Origin of the sequence: Streptosporangium sp. NPDC049078 (genome assembly GCF_040648855.1) — a bacterium.
In the GTDB taxonomy this organism is placed as follows: Bacteria; Actinomycetota; Actinomycetes; order Streptosporangiales; family Streptosporangiaceae; genus Streptosporangium.
On the sequence record NZ_JBEZEL010000010.1, the window covers coordinates 221,524 to 236,889 of the forward strand.

Consider the following 15,366-nt stretch of genomic DNA (forward strand, 5'->3'; position numbering starts at 1 on the left):
CCGGCCCACGTCCGCCGGGTTCGTCATGAAGGCTCGGACACGGGGTGCCCGAGCCGACGGCACGCGAGCAGCAGGATCACCGGAAGGAGCAGGCACTGGGCGGCGATGGCCGGCCAGAATCCGGGAAGATGCCCCGCGCTCTCGAACAGCTGGTAGAGGCTCCCGCCGACGAGGCCACTCAAGGACGCGCCGACTCCTTCGGCCAGCCGCTGGTGACCGAAGACGACCGCCGGTGACCGCTTCGTACGGCTGAGCATCTCAAGGACGTTCTTGAGGAAGAGCACCGAGTTGCCCACGCCGATGACGAGGATCCCGGCGGCGACCGTTATCGCGTTCCCGCCGGTGAACGCGATCATGCCGACGGCGAGGCAGCAGAAACCGACCGCCATCGCGTGGGTGTAGCGCATCCGCTCGACCCGTCGCGTGAGGAGCGGTTGCAGTACGGCCAGCACCAGCGAGTAGCCCATCATCGCCGCACCGTAGAACACGGTGGGCAGCCTGCCCTCGGCGTAGGACGACAGGAACTGGTAGAAGTGCATGTACAGATAGAGGGTCATGGCGGTCACGACGAACGGCAGGACCGCGAGGCCGGCCAGTGCCCGGCGCAGTGGCTCGATCACCTCGCCCTCTTCCCGCCGCTCTCGCGGCAGGAGGGCGTGCCCGATCGCCATCGCCGCGTGCAGCACCGTGGCGGCGACGAACATCCCGCCCGGGTCGTGAATGAACAGCGCCCCCACCACCGGCCCGACCGCGATGCCGACGTTGCCCGTGGCGTAGCTCGCGGACATCAGCCGCGGCCGGTCGCCGGGACTCGCACCGTGCACGGTGTAACCCCGGACGCTGGGTGAGTAGAGCCCGGTGGCCGCCGATCGCAGGAACAGCGCGGCGACCGTCACCGCCGGCCAGGTGCCGCCGGCGAGGAACCCCAGCGACGCGATGGTCTGCAGAACCATCGCGATCACCAGGCTCCTCTGAAGTCCGATCCGTTCGGCGAGGGCCGCGCCGGGCACCCCTCCGGCGAACTGCACGAACGTCGCCACCCCGAGGATGAGGCCCACCTGATCCATGCCGAGGGCCATTCGGTCGCGGAGCAGGATCGCCAGGTAGGGGTACACGGAGAAGCTGATGAGATTGACGAGGAACCCGCTCCCGAACAGGGCGAGCTGCGTGCCGGTGAACGAGCGGACGCCGGATCGCGCGGGAGAGCCCGATGCCTCCCGGTCGGTGGGTGTCATACCGATCGCGCCTTGGTCTCGATGTCCATGGTGGGAGTGGCCGCGAGCAGGGTGCGGGTGTAGGGGTGGCGCGGGCGGGTGGTGACGTCCCCGGTCGGGCCCTGCTCGACGATCCGGCCGTGCCGCATGACGGCGACGCGGTCCGCGAGCTGGGAGATGACGGCGAGGTCGTGGGTGATGAACAGGCAGCCGAACTCGAGCCGGTCGCGCAGATCGCACAACAGGTTGAGCACCGTCGCCTGGACCGACACGTCGAGCGCGGTGACCGGCTCGTCGCAGATCAGCAGGCGCGGCTCCAGAGCCAGTGCCCGGGCGATCGCCACGCGCTGCTGCTGCCCTCCCGACAGCTGACCGGGACGGCGATCGCCGACCTGAGGGTCGAGCCCGACGAGGTCCATCAGCTCGCTCACCCGCGTGGACCGGGACCGGGTGTCGCCGATCCGGTGGATGTGCAGCGGCTCGGCGAGGGCCTGGCGTACCGTCTGCCGCGGGCTGAGCGTGAGGCAGGGGTCCTGGAAGATCATCTGGACCTGTCGCCGATGTGCCCGCAGGGCCCGGCCACGGAGCGCGTGCACGTCCACTTCCGCGACGCGTACCGCTCCCGCGCTGGGCCGGTGCAGCCCGGTCACGACCCGCGCCAGCGTCGTCTTGCCGCAGCCCGACTCGCCGACCAGTCCGACGATCTCACCCGCCGCCACGCGCAGCGTGACGTCCTCGATCACCGCCGTGACGTCCCGGCCGCGCTCCCGGCCACCGTAGCCCGCGCTCACCCCGACGATCTCTAACACGGGCCGGTGCTCCTCTCCCCCGCCTCCGCGGGGCGGCTGGGGTGGCGCAGGCAGGCCGACCGGTGTGCGTCGACGCGAGGCGGCGCGCCTGGGACCGGGGCCTCCAGGGCCGGTGGTTCGGACACACAGGCCGTCGCCACGAGCGGGCAGCGGGACGCGAACCCACATCCCTCGGTCTCGTCCGGGCCGGCGCCCGCCCGGCCTGGCATGGTGCGAAACCGGGTGCCCGGTGCGGCCCCGGGCCGTGGTACGGCGTCCAGCAGGCCCCGCGTGTAGGGGTGGTCGGGATCGGTGATCACCGTGGCGAGCGGGCCCGACTCCACGATCCGGCCGCCGTACACGACGGCCACGCTGTCGGCCAGGCGCGACACGACCGCCAGGTCGTGGCTGACGACGACCATGGCCATGCCCAGCTCGTCACGCAGACGCGCCAGCAGCACGAGCAACTGCGCCTGCACGGTCACGTCGAGGGCCGAGGTGGGTTCGTCGGCGACGAGCAACTCCGGCTCGCCCGCGAGGGCGATGGCGATCTGTGCCCGCTGGCGCATCCCGCCGGACAGCTGGTGGGGAAACTCGCGGGCGACCTTCGCCGGGTCCGGCAGACCGGCCAGGCGCAACAGTTCCTCGGTGACCCGGCGGGTCACGGCGCGGTGGCCGCCCCGGCCGGTGTTGCGGACCGCCTCGTCGACGTGCGCACCGATCGTCCGCAACGGGTTGAGTACGGAGGCGCTGTCCTGGAAGACGACGCCCACCCGATGCCCGTTGATCCGGCGCCGTTCGCCCGGGGAGAGGTCCACCAGCTGACGGGCGCCGGCACCGGTGCCCAGCACCGCCGATCCGGTGACCGCCGCGTTCGGGTCCAGCAGGCCGAAGGGGGCGAGCGCGGCCGTGGTCTTGCCGCTTCCGCTCTCGCCGACGAGGGCGAGGATCCGCCCGCGCCGCACCTCGTAGGACATCCCGGCGACGACGCGGCGGCGCCCGCCGCCGTCCGGGTAGGAGACGGACAGGTCCCGCACGCGCAGTACCGCGTCGTGCTCGGAGGAATCCCGCGCCGCCTCCGGCGGGGTGGGCGCCACAGGTTCCTTCGTGGTCGCGGCCGCGTGGGCGGGCCGTGGGGCCCGCGCCGGGAGACTCCACCGTGGACGGACCAGGCGCAGGATCGACGGCCGTTCCTCACCGGCCGCCAGGCGCTCACCGAGCAGGTTGGCGGCGAACACCACGGCCGTGATGGCGACGCCGGGCGGGTACGCCAGCCACCACGCCGAGTCCAGGAACGGCCGCCCTTCGATGAGCATCTGGCCCCACTCGGCGTGCGGCGGGGCGACCCCCAGGCCGAGGAAGCTCAGGGTGGCGACACTGAGGACGATCATGCCGACGTCCGTGCTGGCGTAGACCAGGCAGGGTGCGAGCGCCGGGGGCAGCAGGTGCTTACCGATGATGCGCCCGCGTCCCGCGCCCAGCAGGCGCAGGGCGTCCAGATGAGGGCTGCTTCGCATGCCGGCGACGCGGGCACGCGCGATCCGGGCGTACGGCGCCCACGACCACAGCGAGAGCGCGAGGACGAGGTTCTCCACCCCGGGTCCCCGCACACCGATCACCGCGAGCGCCACCAGCATCCCTGGCAGCGAGACGACGACGTCGATCACCCGGGAGACGAACCGGTCGACCCATCCGCCCAGGTAACCGGCGAGGGCGCCGATCGCGGTGCCGGCCGTCAGCGCGATCGCCAGCACGGCCGCGGTGACCGTGAGGGAGATCCGGGCACCGTAGAGCATCCGGCTGAGCTGGTCACGGCCGAGCTGGTCGGTGCCGAGCGGGTGCTCCGGCGACGGCGGCAGCAGTCCCGCCGTCAGGTCGCCCACGGTGGGATCGGCCGGGGCGATGACCGGCGCCAGCACCCCGACGACCGCGAAGAGGATCAAGGGCGTCGCGACCAGTGCCGTACGCGTCCACGCCCTGCCGCCCCGCCGGCCGGTCACGTCGTCCCCCGTCGCGACCGGGCGGTGAACCCGCCGACCCGCTCCCGGAGCGGCCTGCCCCGCCCGGAACGGCTCTTTCCCGGGGGGATCCGGTCTCGCCGGGAGCGGGGGTCGATGAGCCCCTGCAGGACATCGGCACAGCGGTTGGCCAGGATGAAGCCACCTCCCATGACGAGCGTGCCGGCCTGCAGCGCCGGAACGTCCCTGGCCCCGGCCGCGTGCACGAAGTAGGCCCCGATACCGGGCCAGCCGAAGATCTGCTCCACCACGACGGCACCCACCAGCAGACTCCCGATGCCGAACCCGGCGACCGACAGGATCGGCCCGGCGGCATTCGGCAGGCCGTCTCGCAGCACGATCGACAGCGGTCCGCTCCCCCTGGCCTGCGCCGCGCGCACGTACGGCCGGTCCAGGGCCTCGCGCAGCGTGACGGCCACCACCCGGCTGAGCACACCGGCGACCGGCAGCCCGAGCACCGCCATCGGCATCACCCACGTCGAGAAACCCGCCATCCCCGACGTCGGAACCACGCGCAGACGCAGGGCCAGGACCAACACCAGCAGGTAACTCAGCCAGAACGCCGGCACCGAGGTGATGAGCAGCGCCGCGAGTCGCAGGGTTCCGCGCAACAGGCCACGCCGGAGCACCGCCCCCGCGACGCCGACGCTCACCCCGATCACGAGGGCGACCACGGTGGAGCCGGCCACCAGCCCCAGCGTGACGCCCAGCCGGTCGGCGACCTCGGGACCGACCGGCGTGTTCGTCCGCAACGACAATCCGAAGTCGCCGGTGCACACGTCGGCGAGCCACCTCAGGTAGCGCACCGCCGCGGGATCGTCGAGGCCGAGCTCGACGCGGACGGCCTCGATCTGCTCGGGCGTGGCCGGCCGACCGGCACGGGTCGCCGCGAGCATCGCCGCGGCGTCACCACGGGCGAGCAGGACCAGCGCGAAGACACCGAGCGACATCGCGAGCAGCACGCCGAAGACGTCGACGGCCCACCGCAGGAGGTAACCGCCCGCGGTGACGAGCCGTCCGCGTGACCTCATTCGACGGTGACTCCGGTGAGTTCCAGATCGACGTCTGTGGGGGGCATCGTGAAGCCCTTCACCGCGGCGCGGGCGGCCCACATCCGTGGCCGGTAGGCCAGCGGCACGAAACCGGCGTCGGCGGCGACCGCGTCGTAGAGCTCCTGGTAGGCCGCGCTGCGGGCGGCGGGGTCGCGGGCGAACAGCGCCTTGTCGACCGCCTTCTCGGTGGCCGGGGTCGCCCAGAGGGGGGCGCGCGCTCCGGAGGTGAACAGGGACACGATCGAACTGGAGGGGTCGTACGGCGCGCCGAGCCCTTCGAAGAAGGTCAGGTCGTAGGTGCCCTCCGCCCGCTCGTCGTAGTACGCGGCGGCGTCGACCGGGGAGATCTCGACGGTGATCCCGACCGTCTTGAGGGAGCCGGCGATCGCCTCGGCCATCGTGCGGGGGTCGAGTTGGCCCGCGGCCGGTTTGGCCGGGACGAGCAGTTTGAGGGAGAGCTTCTTACCGTTCTTGACCCGGCTGTCGCCCTCAAGCGCGTATCCGGCGGCGTCCAGCGTGGCGCGGGCGCCGGCCTGGTCGAAGTACGGCGGCAGGTCGGTGCCCGAGTCGGGCACATTCGGCGGGAACACCCGCCGTGCCGGCTCGCCATAGCCCTGGAACAGTGCGCCGACCAGGGAGGTGGTGTCGATGGCCTGACGCACCGCCTCGCGGACGGCCCGGTCACCGGCCGGGCCGTCGGGGTTGAACCCGAGCATGATCGAGACGTCCGACGCGCCGGTGAGCAGGGTGACGTCGCCGCGCTCGCTCAGCGATTTGGCCTCCAGCGGTGTGATCGGGGCCAGGTAGGAGCCGCCGATGAGGTCGATCTCGCCGTTGGCGAGCGCGTCGACGCGCGCCTGGGAATCGGGGATGACCTTGAACTCCAGCCGCTCCAGCTGTGGCTTGGTCCCCCAGTGGTCGTCGTTGCGTGCCAGTGTCGCGCCGGTGGCGGAGTTCGACACCAGCTTCCACGGCCCGGTGCCGACGGGGGTGGTGAACTCGCCGCCGGTGGCGGACTTCGGGCTGAGCAGCCGCACCGGCCGCACGATCGACATCTCCTGCAGCAGCGGCTCGTACGGTTCCGACAGCGTCAGCCGGACGGTGTCGGAGTCGGGGGTGTCCACCGCGGAGATGACCTGCGAGGCCCGGAAGAAGGTGAACTTCTTGTTGCCCACCCACCGGTCGAAGTTCCACTTGACGGCGGCGGAGTCGAGCGGGGTCCCGTCGGTGAAGCGGACGCCGTCACGCAGGTCGAAGGTGACCTGCCGGCCGTCCTCGGCGACGGTCCACGACTCCGCGAGCCCCGGTGCCGGCTTGCCGCCCTCGGTGTAGATGACAAGCGGCTCGTAGATCGCGTCGAGGAGCAGGAAGTTACCGGTGAAGGCGTGGGGGTCCAGGGCGCCGGACTCCTCACTCAGGCCGATGCGCAGCACAGGGGCGGCGGGGGTTTTCTCGCCGGTATCGGAGGGATCGGAGGCGCACGCGCCGATCAGCATGATCGAGGCGACGAGGATGGTGACGAGGCGCGATCTGGACACGAACACTCCGGGCAGGTGACAACCGTCGACAAGAGGGCGATCGATCGCCCACCCTCAGGTAGTCGGTGGCATCGAGTGTCTGGTTCCCGGAGGTTTCGCGGAATTTGCCGCACATTACGATATGACGCCGGCCAGGAAAGTCACCGACGGCAAGGGGGCACCACGCCGTAATCGTCACTTTTCGTGGGCCGGCGTGTCGTGTTGATCGGATCTCAGGCGGCCGGTTGATCGAGTCGGAGAAGGCGGCTGCGGGCCTGGGACTTATGAGGCCAATCGCTCGCGCGCGTTGCGGCCTGATCTTGTGGGGTGGACCCCGTCGTCAGGCTGGTTGATCTCTGCCCACACCTCGTCGAGGGAAAGACCGAGGACATCGGCGATCGCCGCGATGGTCGGGAAGGCGGGTGTCGCCACGCGGCCTGACTCGATCTTCCGGAGAGTCTCCGGCGACACGCCCGCATCCAGTGCGGTGTCGAGCATCGAGCGCTCTCCCCTGGCGCGACGCAACAGGGCGCCGAGGCGCTGTCCGCGCTCGACCTCCGCGGGTGTGAGCGGCAACCTGACCATGGCTTCGATTCTAGGGCCTGCGCGAGCCGGAGAGCGGAGGGATTTGCCGCGCGGCGCCCGGGGTGGCCACCTGGCCGGCCGTGAACCGGCTCTCTTCGAGCGGCGCAACACGGCTGAGCGGCAGGTCGACCGGACCGGAGAACGGCGGGCGCCGGCCTCTCGCGCCTCTTCCTCCTCGGTGAGATCTCCGCGCGGAGCCGTCCCGCGGGGCCGAGCCTCAACCTGTTGAACCGCACGGACCTGGACATCGGGATAATATTGCCGGGATAGTTATTGGTTGCATGAGAAGGGCGTCGCATGATCGAGATCCTGAACCCCCCGGACCTGGCCCGAGCGAAGGAGACCGGTGCCCTGGTCGCTCACATCTTGCAGACGCTGAAGAGCCGCAGCGCAGTGGGCACGAATCTCCTGGACATCGATCGATGGACCCAGGACATGATCGTCGAGGCCGGAGCACGGTCCTGCTACGTCGACTACGAGCCCTCCTTCGGCCGCGGGCCGTTCGGTCACTACATCTGCACGTCCGTCAACGACGCGGTGCTGCACGGGCTGCCGTACGACTACACCCTTGCCGACGGCGACCTGCTCTCACTCGACCTCGCCGTCTCGAAGAACGGAGTCGCCGCGGACTCCGCCGTCAGCTTCATCGTGGGCGGCTCCAACCCTCCGGAGAGCGTCGCGATGATCAGCGCGACCGAACGCGCGTTGAACGCGGGCATCGCGGCCGCCGGGCCCGGAGCGCGCATCGGCGACATCTCCCACGCCATCGGCTCGGTCCTCAGCGAGGCGGGATATCCGATCAACACCGAGTTCGGAGGTCACGGCATCGGATCGACGATGCACCAGGAGCCGCACATCTCGAACACCGGGCGGCCCGGCCGTGGATACCGGCTGCGCCCGGGGCTGATGCTCGCACTCGAACCGTGGGTCATGGCCGACACCGCCAAACTCGTCACCGACGCCGACGGGTGGACGCTCAGGAGCGCGACAGGCTGCCGTACCGCACACAGTGAGCACACGATCGCCATCACCGACGACGGAGCCGAGATCCTCACCTTGCCGAAGTGAGCGGCCGGAATCAGGCGGGCGCGGACCACGGAAGGCGAGGGCTCTCAGGAGGGCGCCCCGTAGCGGGTGGCGGTCGCGGCGGCCCGGTCGTGCAAACGGTCGCGCAACCACTGCGGGGCCAGGGCCTCCGCGTTCGTGCCGAGCTGCCACAGCGCCCATTCGGCGTGCCTCGGATCCTGGAAGGTCACCTCCATCCGCAGCCGGCCGTCCGATTCGGCCTCTTCTGCGCGGACGGCCAGTGCGGTGCCGACCAGTTCCTCCCGCCGCTCGGGGTCCACCCGCACCAGCACGGTGACCTGGTCGCCGCCGGTCCGAAACCGGGTGCTGCGTTCCTGCCAGGCCCGGTCCAGATCGACCCGGTCCGGTCGCTGTGCGGGTTCGGGAAGTTCCTCGGCGGCCAGGATCCGGGACAGCCGGTAGGTGCGGTCCGCGCCGGACCTGGTGGCCGGCAGGTAACCCCGATCGCGTACGGTGACCAGGCCGATCGGGTCCACCGTGCGCCACGTCGGGCTCTGGTCCCCGGCGGCGTAGTGGATGCGCAGCCGGTGTCCGGAGAGCACCGCGCGCAGGACTTCGGCCACTGTCGCGTCGGGCGCCTCCTCGGTGACCAGGCGACGTGAGAGAAGGTCGGTCTCCGGGTCGATGAGCAATCGCTCGGCCGCGTCGGCCGCGGTGTCCCGATAGCTTTCCGGTAGCGCGTCGACCACCTTGAGCATCGCCGAGGCGAGCGCCGAGCCGAGGCCGAATGTCTGCGCGCCGCGCCGTGATCCGGCGATCAGGAGGGCGAGGGCCTCGTCAGGGGTCAGTCCGGTGAGTTCGGTCCGGAAACCGGGCAACAACGCGAAACCGCCGTGCCGGCCGCGTTCCGCGTAGACCGGGACGCCGGCTGCGGACAGCGCCTCGATGTCGCGCAGCACGGTGCGGGTGGAGACCTCCAGCTCGCGGGCGAGCGCGGTCGCGGACAGCCGGCCGTGCTGCCGCAGCAGGAGCACCAGCGAGACCAGCCGGTCGGCGCGCATGCGAAAACCCTACAGAAATACACGACACAAGATGTCGTGATTTGTCGGGAGGCTTATCACCACGGCGTCGAAGAAGGCGGCTACGAGCCGCTCGGCGGACGTGATGTCAACGAACCGAATGGAGTCGATGTGGCAATGGAGCGAACGGCGGTCAACCCGTGGGCGTGGTCGACGGGGCTGGGATACAACCAGGGTGAGATCGTCTCCGGGCACACCCGGACCCTGTACCTGACCGCCAGCGGGATGCCGTTCCCGTCGGTGATCACATGGTGTTTCGAGCCGGTCCTGCCTCGATCGACCGGGCTCGGGCCGGTTTTGGGCCGCCCTTGAGTGCTCGTACATGGGAGCTGTCGATCACCGCCTTGGACCAATCCAGCCGGTCAGCGGCATGCAACTTTATCGCAGGTCAGGAGCGGGTTCGTTGGATTTTCGGCCAAGACTACGGTGACCCCACCATCGAAGACGGCTCCCGTGGCGCACGGTTCGTGCTGCGCCTGCCCAGCCTGGCCACACCCTCCACGGATCACGCTGGCATGCCGACGGAGGAGTGATCTCGGGAATCGCCTGCATCGCGGTCTCGTTGTCGGATCTACTGGCGAGCGACAACGTGGGGCCACGTTGCCGTCTGCCCAGCTGAACCGATGGCCGGTGCCACCGCCCTGCGGAAGCACCGGCCGGTCAGGGAGAAGCGTCAGGTGGCGAGGGTGGCCGCCGGTTCCAGATCGTAGGTGCGGGCGTAGCCGTTCTCGGTACCCACAAGCAGGTCCACGACGTCGAAGTAGCGGTCCCAGAAGGGGGTTTCGCGCAACGCGTCGATGAGCAGCCGGTAGGCGTCGTGGTCATCTGCCTCCCAGACCCAGATGTCGGTGACCCGTGCCGAGTAGAACTCGGTGTCGTAGAAGCGGGAGCGGACACCGCGGGTGCGGGCCTCGATAACCGGGACGACTTGGGTGGTGAAGGCCTTGACGCGTTCGGCCACGGTCATCGCCAGCCACTCGGGCGTGGTCTTGACCAGAATGAACGCGGTGACCGGCGGCTTGGTTCGGTCAGCGGGCATCGACTGCCTCCGGTGTGGCGAGAACGGCGGGCTTGAGAGTCTGCGCGCACCACTGTGCGAATCCGGTGGCCGGGCCCGCCTGCGGCGAGCGGTCGACGCCTGAGTCCAGGCCCTGGTCCTTGGCGCGTTTCATGTCGACCATGCCCTCGACGAACGCCTCGTTGAGGCCGTAGCCGAGCAGGGTGGACCGCAGCTCGTCGAGCGGCTGGCGCCGGTAGCGGACCGGACGACCCAGCTCTTCGGTCATGATGCGGGCCAGGTCGTTGGGTGACAGGTTCTGCGGGCCGAGCACCGGGACACTGCCGACGCCGGTCCAGGAGCGGTCCAGCAGCAGCTCGGCCGCCGTCGCGGCGATGTCGGCGACGGCCACCAGCGGGGCCGGGCGGTCTGCGGCGACGGTGTCGGTGAAGACGCCGTTCTCGCGGATCGAGTCAGCCTCCTCCAGCAGGTTCTCGAAGAAGGACGGGTTGGCCAGGGCGCGGTAGGCGACGCCGGAGTCGGCGATCAGGTCGTCCATGGCCAGGGAGGCGGTGACCAGCCCGGCCTGGGCGGCCTGCGGGGTGCCGCGGCCGAGTGCCGAGACGCCGACGACATGGCCGACACCGTGGGCGGCGAACGCCCGCGCGGCCGGGCGGGTGAAGCCGCTGTACGCCTCGTCGGGCGTGGCCGAGGCGGCTGGCGGCACCAGCCAGAAAACGGCGTCGGCCCCGGTGAAGGCGCGCTCGACGGTCGCGGCGTCGCCGTGCGAGCCGGTGACCACCTCGACCTGTCCGCGTACGGACTCGGGAAGCCGGGCAGGATCGCGGACCACGACGCGCAACGCCTCTCCGCGTGCGGGCGCGGCCTCGACCAGCAGCGACAGCAGCCGTCGGCCGATGTTCCCGGTGGGGGCGGTGATGACGATCATGAAAACCTCGCGGTCTGTGTCGGATCGGTACGGTCCCTTGATCGTGCAGACCCGAGCCGCGTTGTCACAATGGGAACTTCAGCATCCGATCATTGCCCGAAACGGAATTATGCCGGTGAGCAGCCCAGCCCCGAACCTCGACGCCAACCTCGCCGTCGCCCTCGACGCCCTACTGACCGAGCAGAGCGTCACCCGTGCCGCCGCGCGGATGCGCACCTCCCCGGCGGCGATGAGCCGCACCCTGGCCCGGCTGCGCCGGGTGCTCCAGGACCCGCTGCTGGTACGGGCAGGACAGGCGATGGTGCCCACACCCCGCGCCGAGGCACTGCGGGGCGAGGCCGCCGCGGTGGTGCGCCGGTTGGAGGCACTGCTCACTCCGAGCGGCGGGGTCGACCCCGCCGCTCTGCGGCGCACCTTCACCGTCCAGGTCTCGGACCTGGTCGGTGCGGCACTGGCCCCGGGCCTGCTCGGGCTTGCCCGGCGCCGGGCGCCGGGCGTCTCGCTGCGGGTGCTGGCCGAGGAGTGGGAGGCGGGCCCCGCGCTGCGCGAGGGCCGGATCGATCTGGAGATCGGGGCCATCGACCACGTCGCCCCGGAGACCCGGGTCGAAGAGCTGGTCACGCTGAGGATGGCGGTCGGTGTCAGGGCCGGGCACCCGCTCGCCGAAGGAACCCTGACGCCCACCAGGTTGGCCTCGGCCGAGCACGTGGCGGTCAGCCGCCGTGGACGCTTCACCGGCCCGCTGGACGCGGCCTTGGCCGAGCAAGGACTCAGCCGGCGGGTCAGCGCCGTCCTGCCCGGACATCTGGCGGCGATGGTGCTGGCGGCAGTCGGCGACGTGGTCTGCCTGGTGCCGGCCGCGCTGCCGGGCGAGCCCCCTTCGCCACTCAGCGACGCGGCGCACGCGCTGGGACTACGCCTGCTGGAAATCCCGCTGCCGTTGCCACCACTGACGATCGGCATGGCCTGGCACCCGCGCCACACCACCGACGGGGCCCACCAGTGGCTGCGCGGCGCCGTGCGCCGGGTACTCCGTCCGGCCCCCCAGGAGAAATAACCCACGCCGCGGATCCGCGCATACCCCGGTGCCCGGACACAGGCTCGACCTCGATCATGGATGCGGCTGGGGGTGCGCAGGCCATCGTGTGCCGCGATTCCTGCACGGTCAGTCGACCGGAGCTTGAAGGCTCAGGCATGCGAGCACGTTCTCGCATACCGCGTGGCGGGGCAGGGAGGGGGCGAGTGACCCACCCGGACCCTGTACTGCTCCGGGCAGACCGCGATGAGCGACGAGGGCGAGCCCCAGCACGCCGACGACATGGCGGCGCAGTTGGCGCTGAGCCTCGACAACCTCCAGGCCGTGCTCGCCGAGGCCGGCATGTCCCTCGCGAACCTCGTCCGGCTCAACGTCTACACCACCGACGTCGATCGGCTCTTCGAGCACTACGGCGTGCTGGCGTCACGGCTGGGCGTCATCGGGGTGGCGCCGACCACCACGATGCTCGGGGTGACGCGGCTGGCGCTCCCCGGCCTGGTGGTCGAGCTTGAGGGGACCGCCGTCGCGTGACGCGTCCTCACCGCCTCCGGCGGGACCGCCGGAGGCGGCACGAGTGGTGTCGGTCGCCGCGGAGGCGCCGCCCGTAGCGCGGGGCCGACGGCGGGAAGGCGATGCGGCCCGTGCCCTCGCCGGTGGTCGGGGCGGCGAAGGCACGGACCTTTATGACGACATATCCGCTCACCTTCAAACCCAAGGAACATCCTAGGCATGTTAGGTTAAGCCTATGAACCATAAGGCGCTGGGGGTGGATGCATGGCGCGGGCCGGGTTGACGGCGGACCGGGTGACGCTCGCGGGTGCCGAGCTGGCGGACGAGGTCGGGATCGACCACGTGACCATGTCGGCGGTGGCGCGGCGGCTCGGGGTGAAGGACGCGAGCCTGTATGTGCACGTGCGCGGCCTGGAGGACCTGCGCGGGCGGATCGCGCTGCTGGCGGCGGACGAGAAGACCATCGGTATCGCCGAGGCCACCGCCGGGCGGGCCGGTAGGGACGCGCTGGTGGCGTTCGCGAACGCCTGGCGGGCGTACGCCCATGACCACCCGGGCCGGTACGCGGCGACGCAGATCCCGATACAGATCGATCCCGAGCTCGCGCTCCGAGCGCCCGGACCGCGTCGCGCGGTCGAACTGACCTACAGCATGCTGCGCGCCTACGCGCTGGACGAGCCCGACCTGACCGACGCGGTCCGGCTGGTGCGCAGCACGCTCCACGGCTTCGTCAGCCTGGAGGCCGCCGGCGGGTTCGCGCACGCGCGCCCGGCGGAGAGTTCCTGGGCCCGCTGCCTGGACGCCCTGCACGCGCTCCTGGAGCGCTGGCCCTCACCCGGCGAAGGAGACCTCCGTTGACCACCCCGACCATCGGACGCCTGCGCGTGGACGGTGCCACCTTGCACTACGAGGTGCGCGGAAGCGGCCCCCTCCTGCTGCTGATCCCCGGCGGCGCCGGCGACGCGGCCTCCTACGACGGCATCGCCGACGAACTGGCCGGCGATCATACGGTCGTCTCCTACGACCCACGCGGCCTGTCCCGCAGCCCGCTGGACGACCCACAGGTCGTTCAACGGGTCGATCAGCATGCCGACGACGCGTTCCGGCTGCTGGATCTGCTGTCTCCGGACGCACCCGTCCGCGTGGTCGGCTGCAGTTCGGGGGCGATCGTCGCGCTGCATCTGCTCTGCGCCCACTACGAGCGGATCGAACGCGTGGTCGCGCACGAGCCGCCGGTGGTGGAGGTGTTGCCGGACGCCGCCGAGCACCGCGCACTGCTCGCCCGCGTCCAGGAGACCTTCCGCCGAGACGGGTTGATGCCCGCGGTGGCCGAGTTCGCGGCGGGCCTGCGGCGGCCGGACGACGAGGGGCCCGTCGCCGCCGAGAAGGCCGTCGAGCTGCCACCGCGGGCCGCCGCGCGAGCCGAGCGGACGATGGCGAACATGCCCTACTTCCTCGGACGCGTCGTGCCGAGTTTCATGGCATACACCCCGGATGTGGATCGCCTGGCGGCCCTGTCGGACCGGCTCGTGCTCGCGGGCGGAGCAGACTCACGCGGCGAACTGCCCTACCGTCCCGCCGCCTTCCTGGCCGAGCGGTTCGGCACGGAGCTCGTTCACTTCCCCGGCGGGCACACGGGACTCAGCACGCACCCCACCGAGTTCGCCGAACTGCTCCGCAAGCTGCTGAGCGGCTGAAGCCGATGACGTACGGGCCGGTGCCTCTCGTGGCCGGACGGGACGAGAAGGGCGGCGCCCGGCCACGGAGACGGTGTGGTCGCGGAGGTTAGTAGAGGGCGCGGATGCTTCCACCGTCCACGCCCCAGACGGCGCCGGTGACGAAGGCGGCCAGCGGGCTGGCCAGGAAGAGGACGACGTTGGCGACCTCTTCGGGAGTGCCGAGGCGGGCCAGCGGCAGTTGACGGAGTTGCATCTCGTGCTCGACCGCGGCCATGGGCTCCTTGCCGTGCAGGATGGCGAGGTTGTCGGCGAAGCCGCCGGGCTTGGTCCAGAAGGGGGTCCAGATGGGGCCGGGGGCGACGGCGTTGACCCGGATGTGGGGGCCTTCCGCGCGAGACAGGCCCTTGGTGACGGCGAGGACGGCGGCCTTGGAGGCGGCGTAGTCGATGGGCTGGGTCTCCGGCTGGCGGGCCAGGTCGGAGGCGTTGTTGACGATGGCCGGTGAGTTCTGGGAGGCCCGCAGGTGGGGCAGGGCGGCGCGGCTGATCCGGACGTAGCTCATGAAGTTGAGGTTCATGGTCTGCAGCCACTCGTCGTCGGTGAGCTGCTCGAAGGTGCGGACGTTGCCGGTGCCGACGTTGTTGACGAGGATGTCCAGGCCGCCCAGGTGGTCGAGCGCGCCGGTGACGGCGTTCTCACAGCCGTCCAGGGTGGACAGGTCGGCGCGGACCGAGCGCAGCGTGCCGGTCAGATCCTTGGTGTCGGTCTCCAGTTGGTCGAGCAGGGCGGCGTCGTGGTCGGCCGCGACCACGTCGGCGCCTTCGGCGAGCATCGCGCGGACGGTCGCCGCGCCGATGCCGGACGCGCCACCGGTGATCAGGACTTTACGTCCCGCGAGGTGGGTTTGCATGAGTTA

The 15,366-nt window shown here is 71.1% G+C and carries 15 protein-coding genes and 2 pseudogenes; 6 read left to right on the plus strand and 11 right to left on the minus strand.

Annotation, left to right across the window (positions count from 1 at the left end; translation table 11 throughout):
- Window positions 1-23 precede the first annotated feature (23 nt).
- The 6 genes from AB0B90_RS19045 to AB0B90_RS19070 form a co-directional block, all read right to left on the minus strand.
- Window positions 24-1,235 (minus strand): MFS transporter, encoded by a 1,212-nt coding sequence (locus AB0B90_RS19045; protein ID WP_362923732.1) that lies wholly within the window; start codon window positions 1,233-1,235, stop codon window positions 24-26.
- Window positions 1,232-2,023 carry an ATP-binding cassette domain-containing protein gene (locus tag AB0B90_RS19050; protein ID WP_362923734.1) on the minus strand — a complete coding sequence of 264 codons (792 nt, stop codon included), beginning with the start codon at window positions 2,021-2,023 and terminating at the stop codon, window positions 1,232-1,234. Before AB0B90_RS19050 ends, AB0B90_RS19045 begins: the two co-directional genes overlap by 4 nt.
- Window positions 2,017-4,002, minus strand: a complete 1,986-nt coding sequence (locus AB0B90_RS19055) for a dipeptide/oligopeptide/nickel ABC transporter permease/ATP-binding protein (RefSeq protein ID WP_350949667.1) — start codon at window positions 4,000-4,002, stop codon at window positions 2,017-2,019. The genes AB0B90_RS19050 and AB0B90_RS19055 overlap by 7 nt, the downstream gene beginning before the upstream one ends.
- Window positions 3,999-5,051 carry an ABC transporter permease gene (locus tag AB0B90_RS19060; protein ID WP_362923736.1) on the minus strand — a complete coding sequence of 351 codons (1,053 nt, stop codon included), beginning with the start codon at window positions 5,049-5,051 and terminating at the stop codon, window positions 3,999-4,001. The genes AB0B90_RS19055 and AB0B90_RS19060 overlap by 4 nt, the downstream gene beginning before the upstream one ends.
- Window positions 5,048-6,610 (minus strand): ABC transporter substrate-binding protein, encoded by a 1,563-nt coding sequence (locus AB0B90_RS19065; RefSeq protein WP_362923738.1) that lies wholly within the window; start codon window positions 6,608-6,610, stop codon window positions 5,048-5,050. The genes AB0B90_RS19060 and AB0B90_RS19065 overlap by 4 nt, the downstream gene beginning before the upstream one ends.
- Before the next feature lie 261 nt (window positions 6,611-6,871).
- Window positions 6,872-7,174, minus strand: a complete 303-nt coding sequence (locus AB0B90_RS19070) for a helix-turn-helix transcriptional regulator (protein WP_350949664.1) — start codon at window positions 7,172-7,174, stop codon at window positions 6,872-6,874.
- A 297-nt stretch (window positions 7,175-7,471) separates the two neighbouring features.
- Here AB0B90_RS19070 and map point away from each other — a divergent pair, with 297 nt between their 5' ends.
- The gene (gene map / locus AB0B90_RS19075; protein ID WP_362923740.1) at window positions 7,472-8,242 is read left to right on the plus strand and encodes a type I methionyl aminopeptidase; all 771 of its coding nucleotides are present in this window, start codon (window positions 7,472-7,474) and stop codon (window positions 8,240-8,242) included.
- Between the two features lie 44 nt (window positions 8,243-8,286).
- On the opposite strand, the gene AB0B90_RS19080 is transcribed toward map, so the two are convergent.
- Entirely contained in the window at window positions 8,287-9,261 is a 975-nt protein-coding gene (locus tag AB0B90_RS19080) for a WYL domain-containing protein (protein ID WP_362923742.1), read from the minus strand.
- Window positions 9,262-9,396: 135 nt separating this feature from the next.
- Between AB0B90_RS19080 and AB0B90_RS19085 the strand changes: the two are divergent.
- A pseudogene (locus tag AB0B90_RS19085) lies at window positions 9,397-9,495 on the plus strand (RidA family protein); the annotation flags it as partial.
- On the opposite strand, the pseudogene AB0B90_RS19090 reads toward AB0B90_RS19085, so the two are convergent.
- The 3 genes and pseudogenes from AB0B90_RS19090 to AB0B90_RS19100 form a co-directional block, all read right to left on the minus strand.
- A pseudogene (locus AB0B90_RS19090) lies at window positions 9,492-9,658 on the minus strand (IS5/IS1182 family transposase); the annotation flags it as partial. The pseudogenes AB0B90_RS19085 and AB0B90_RS19090 overlap by 4 nt on opposite strands.
- A gap of 294 nt (window positions 9,659-9,952) precedes the next feature.
- The gene (locus AB0B90_RS19095; RefSeq protein ID WP_350949661.1) at window positions 9,953-10,318 is read right to left on the minus strand and encodes a darcynin family protein; all 366 of its coding nucleotides are present in this window, start codon (window positions 10,316-10,318) and stop codon (window positions 9,953-9,955) included.
- A complete protein-coding gene (locus AB0B90_RS19100; protein ID WP_362923744.1) occupies window positions 10,308-11,225 on the minus strand; it encodes an NAD(P)H-binding protein in 918 nt (305 codons plus the stop codon). The genes AB0B90_RS19095 and AB0B90_RS19100 overlap by 11 nt, the downstream gene beginning before the upstream one ends.
- A 115-nt stretch (window positions 11,226-11,340) precedes the next feature.
- Between AB0B90_RS19100 and AB0B90_RS19105 the strand changes: the two genes are divergently transcribed.
- From AB0B90_RS19105 to AB0B90_RS19120, 4 genes are all read left to right on the plus strand, one after another.
- Window positions 11,341-12,282, plus strand: a complete 942-nt coding sequence (locus AB0B90_RS19105) for a LysR family transcriptional regulator (RefSeq protein WP_362923746.1) — start codon at window positions 11,341-11,343, stop codon at window positions 12,280-12,282.
- 201 nt (window positions 12,283-12,483) lie between these two features.
- The gene (locus AB0B90_RS19110) at window positions 12,484-12,792 is read left to right on the plus strand and encodes a RidA family protein (protein WP_362923855.1); all 309 of its coding nucleotides are present in this window, start codon (window positions 12,484-12,486) and stop codon (window positions 12,790-12,792) included.
- A gap of 243 nt (window positions 12,793-13,035) precedes the next feature.
- Window positions 13,036-13,629: a WHG domain-containing protein gene (locus tag AB0B90_RS19115; RefSeq protein ID WP_362923748.1), complete on the plus strand. Its 594-nt coding sequence runs from the start codon at window positions 13,036-13,038 to the stop codon at window positions 13,627-13,629.
- Window positions 13,626-14,468 carry an alpha/beta hydrolase gene (locus tag AB0B90_RS19120; protein ID WP_350949657.1) on the plus strand — a complete coding sequence of 281 codons (843 nt, stop codon included), beginning with the start codon at window positions 13,626-13,628 and terminating at the stop codon, window positions 14,466-14,468. The genes AB0B90_RS19115 and AB0B90_RS19120 overlap by 4 nt, the downstream gene beginning before the upstream one ends.
- A gap of 88 nt (window positions 14,469-14,556) precedes the next feature.
- On the opposite strand, the gene AB0B90_RS19125 is transcribed toward AB0B90_RS19120, so the two are convergent.
- On the minus strand, window positions 14,557-15,360 hold the full coding sequence (locus tag AB0B90_RS19125; RefSeq protein WP_362923750.1) for an SDR family oxidoreductase: 804 nt from the start codon (window positions 15,358-15,360) through the stop codon (window positions 14,557-14,559).
- Window positions 15,361-15,366: the final 6 nt, after the last annotated feature.